The 3764-nt window shown below is 70.3% G+C and carries 3 protein-coding genes and 1 pseudogene; 2 read left to right on the top strand and 2 right to left on the bottom strand.

From position 1 onward, the window contains the following. Nucleotides 1-253 (top strand): annotated as a pseudogene (locus AC1DOC_RS23995) (ABC transporter ATP-binding protein); the annotation flags it as partial. Between the two features lie 93 nt (nucleotides 254-346). Then, nucleotides 347-2098, top strand: coding sequence for a phospholipase D family protein (locus tag AC1DOC_RS23990; protein ID WP_015867533.1), 1752 nt, complete (start codon nucleotides 347-349; stop codon nucleotides 2096-2098). A 10-nt stretch (nucleotides 2099-2108) separates the two neighbouring features. Here AC1DOC_RS23990 and AC1DOC_RS23985 read toward each other — a convergent pair whose 3' ends face one another. Further along, nucleotides 2109-3017 carry a copper chaperone PCu(A)C domain-containing protein gene (locus AC1DOC_RS23985; RefSeq protein WP_015867534.1) on the bottom strand — a complete coding sequence of 303 codons (909 nt, stop codon included), beginning with the start codon at nucleotides 3015-3017 and terminating at the stop codon, nucleotides 2109-2111. Nucleotides 3018-3052: 35 nt separating this feature from the next. After that, a partial coding sequence (locus AC1DOC_RS23980) for a TonB-dependent receptor (RefSeq protein WP_478130633.1) occupies nucleotides 3053-3764 on the bottom strand: 712 nt, incomplete at its 5' end.

Below are 3764 nucleotides of genomic sequence, written 5' to 3'. Positions count from 1 at the left end.
CGCGCGTCCGGCCGGCGCCGCCCGCAAGAAGCTCAGCTACAAGGAACAGCGCGAACTCGAGGCGCTCCCGGCGCTGATCGAGGCGCTCGAGGCCGAGCAGAAGCGCATCGGCGAAATGCTCGAGCTCGACGGCGGCGCGATCTACGCCAGCGACGCTTCGCGCGCGGCCGAGTTGAGCCAGCGCCACGCCCAGATCGACGACGAACTGCTGGCGGCGCTGGAACGCCAGGAAGAGCTGTCCGCCGGGCGCTAGTTCATTGGTTCTACGACGGGCCGTCCCGCCGTCCCACGCCGCGGCGGCGCCGACTGGGCTATATATGCGGCTTCCAAGCTCCGGGAACGCCGCATGTCTTCCTTCTACGCGCTCTTTGGCCGAAGCATTGCGCTTCTTGTCCTTGTCCTGCAGGGCGCCTGCGCACAACTGCCCGAGCACGTCGACCGGCCGGTCTCGACCGCGCTCGCCTCGCCCAACGGCACCGCGCTGGAGGCCCTGGTGCAGCAGCGGCGCAAGGCCGACGGGGCGCGCTTCGAATCCGGCTTCCTGCTGCTCGCGGGGCCGCCCGCCGCCTACGGCAGTCGGCTCGCGCTGATCGAAGGCGCGCAGAAAACGCTCGACCTGCAGTACTACGCCATCCATGCCGACGCCAGCACCGGCCGGCTGGTGCGGGGACTTCGAGCGGCGGCCGAGCGCGGCGTGCGCGTGCGAATCCTGCTCGACGACCTGCACAGCACCGGGCGCGATGCGCTGGTGCTGGGCCTGGCGTTCGTGCCGAACATCGAGATGCGCCTGTTCAACCCGCTGGCCGGCGCGCGCGGGACTTCGCTGGCGCGCGTCTTCAACTCGATCGGCGATGCCTCGCGGATCCAGCAGCGGATGCACAACAAGCTCTTCCTCGCCGACAACGTGCTCGGCGTCACCGGCGGGCGCAACCTGGGCGACGCCTATTTCGGCAATGCGCTGAAGGGCAACTACATCGACGTCGACATCCTGGCGGCCGGGCCGATCGTGCGGGACCTGTCGCGCAGCTTCGACAGCTACTGGAACAACGAACGCGCCTACCCGGTCCAGTCGCTGGTCAAGCGCAGCGAGCTGGAGGCCATCCGCGAGCGCGCGCAGCAGGCCGACCGGGAACTGGCCGACGAGTCGGCTCGGGCGCAGAACTCGCCGCCGCCGGCCCCCCCGCCGCCCGCGCCCGGAACAGAACCGAAGGACGGCGCCGCCCCGACGCCGGCACAGCTCGCCCGCGCCTGGGACGAAAAGCCGATGGACCTGCGAACCGCCCGTTTCGTCTGGGCGCCCGCGGTGATGCTCGCCGACCAGCCCGGAAAGATCCCGGCCGACAAGGGCGCCGAGAAGACGAGGGCGCCGGGCCTGGTCGTGAGCCAGCCCGGGGACGCCGCCAGCTCGTCGCGGCGCGCGGCGGCGCTCGAAGCCAGCTCCGACCTGGCCGCGGGCAGCGACACGGTGGTCGAAGGCCTGCTGCAGCTGATCGGCCAGGCCCGCAGCGACCTGCTCATCATCTCGCCCTATTTCGTGCCCGGCCCGGACATGATGCAGGCCTTTGCAGCGGCGCGGGGGCGGGGCGTGCGCATCCGCGTGCTGACCAACTCGCTGTCGTCGAACGACGCGCCGGTGGCGCATGTCGGTTACTCCCGCCATCGCGAGGATCTGCTCAAAGTGGGCGTGGAGCTCTACGAGCTGCGCAGCGAGCAGGCCAGCGTCGGCAATGCCTTCGGCTCGTCGGGCAGCGGCGGCAGCCTCGGCGAATCGCGCTCGATGCTGCATTCGAAGGTGCTGGTGATGGACGGCCGGCTGCTGGTGGTCGGCTCGATGAACCTGGACCTGCGCTCGCAGCTGCAGAACACCGAGATCGCGCTGCTCGTGCGAAGCGCCGAGCTCTCGCGCGCGGCCTCCGCCCAGATCGAGCGCGGCATGCGCGAGGGCTCATGGCGGGTCGAGCTGGACGGCGGCTCGCTGGTCTGGCGGGCGCCCGAAGGCAGCGGGCTGAAGGACACCTCCACCGAGCCCGACGCCAGCCTGACCCTGCGCCTGCTGCTGCGGCTGTTCGGTCCGCTGGCGCCGGACCAGCTGCTGTAGGGCGCCGGCGTCAGTGCTTGTGCTGATGGGCCGGCGCGGCGGTGTCGGCTCCTTCGGGCGCGCCCACCGGCAGGTTCAGCTCGAGCGAGCTCTTCTGGCCCTTGGCATCCTCGAAACGCAGCGTCATCGGCACGGTCGAACCCTTGGCCAGCGCCTGCTTCAGGTCCATCATCATCACGTGGTAGCCGCCCGGCTTGAGCTCGACGGTCTGGCCGGCAGGCAGGTCGAGGCCGCCCGGCAGTTCGCGCATCTTCATGGTGTCGCCTTCCATCTTCATCTCGTGCACCTCGGCCACGCCGGCGGCCGGCGTCGTGATGCCGACCAGCCTGGCGCCCGTGGGCGCGGTGAGTTTCATGAAGGCCCCGGTGCCGCTCTGGCCCGGCACCGACTGGCGCACCCAGCCGTCGCGCACGTCGACCGTGGCCACGCCCTGCGCCACCACGTCGAGCCTGGCGGCAGGGCTCTTGAGCCCGGTGGTCGAAGTGCCCGAGGCCGGCACTTCCGCCCAATCGATGCTGCCCACGTCGCAGGTCTGCAGCACCTTGAACCACAGCGGGCCGGGCGTGCCCGGCACCTTGCCGCGCAGCACGAACTCGGCGCGCTCGCCGGCGGGCAGCGCCGCTTGCGGGTTTTCGGCGGTCCAGCGCACTTCGCCGTCGCCGGCGTTCTTCTGCACGTCGAGCTTCCAGCCCTTGCGCGCCTGGGCGTCGCTCAGCAGGAAACCCTTGGGCAGGCGCACGGCCAGGCCGGTAGTGGCCTTGGCGCCTTCGCAGGCATGGCCGACGCGGAAGGCCGCGTTGTAGTCGCTGCCGACGGTGGCGCCGCCGCGCGGCAGCGTGACGTGGGCGCAGGCGGCGGCCGTGCCTGCCAGCAGGGCGCAGGCGGCGGCGGTCTTGAGGATGGTGCGCGGATGGTTCATTGCGGGAACTCCTTGAAAAAGGCGGTTGAAAGGAATCAGAGGTCGAACTTGAGTTCGGCCACGTAGGTGCGTTGCGGATAGGGGTGGAAGGCCCAGTACTTGTTGTTGTTCAGGTTGTCGATGCCTAAGGCGGCGCTCCATTGCCGGTCGATCCGGTAGCGGATGCGCGCGTCGACCACGAAGAACTTCGAGAAGCCCATGTAGGCCGCGCCGTTGCCGTCGCTGTTGTCGAGCGTGCCGTACTGCTTGCCGCTGTAGCGGGCGCCGACGGTGTAGCTCCACCTCGCATCGGGCCGGTAGGTGGCGAGCAGCGTGGCCCGCAGCTTCGGCACGCGCGGCTGCTCGCGGCCGACGCTGGCCGGAAAACCGCTGTTGGCCGCGATCTTCGAGCGCGTCAGCGTGAGGCTGCCGCTCAGGTCCAGCCCCTTCACGCCCACGTCGACCGCGTTCAGCGCCACCTCCAGGCCGCGGGTGCGGATGGCATCGACGTTCTGCACCGTGCTGACCAGATTGGTGAGGGCCTGGCTGTAGAGCGCGTCCTTGGTGTTCTCGAAGAACAGCGTGGTGCGCAGCACGCCGTCGAGCCCCCAGCCCTTCAGGTCGCGCTCGGCGCTGAGCTCCGTCGTCCAGGAGCGCTCCGGCCGCAGGTTCGGATCGGTGTTGACGATGCGGTTGCCGTCGATCGAGCCCTGGTAGAGCTCGCTCACCGTCGGCATGCGCACTGCCCGGCCGGTCGATGCCTTGAGC

This window comes from Variovorax sp. 01T439_2, assembly GCF_056398445.1.
The sequence above is the reverse complement of the archived record's forward strand: the minus strand, read 5'-3'. Positions and strand labels throughout refer to the sequence as shown.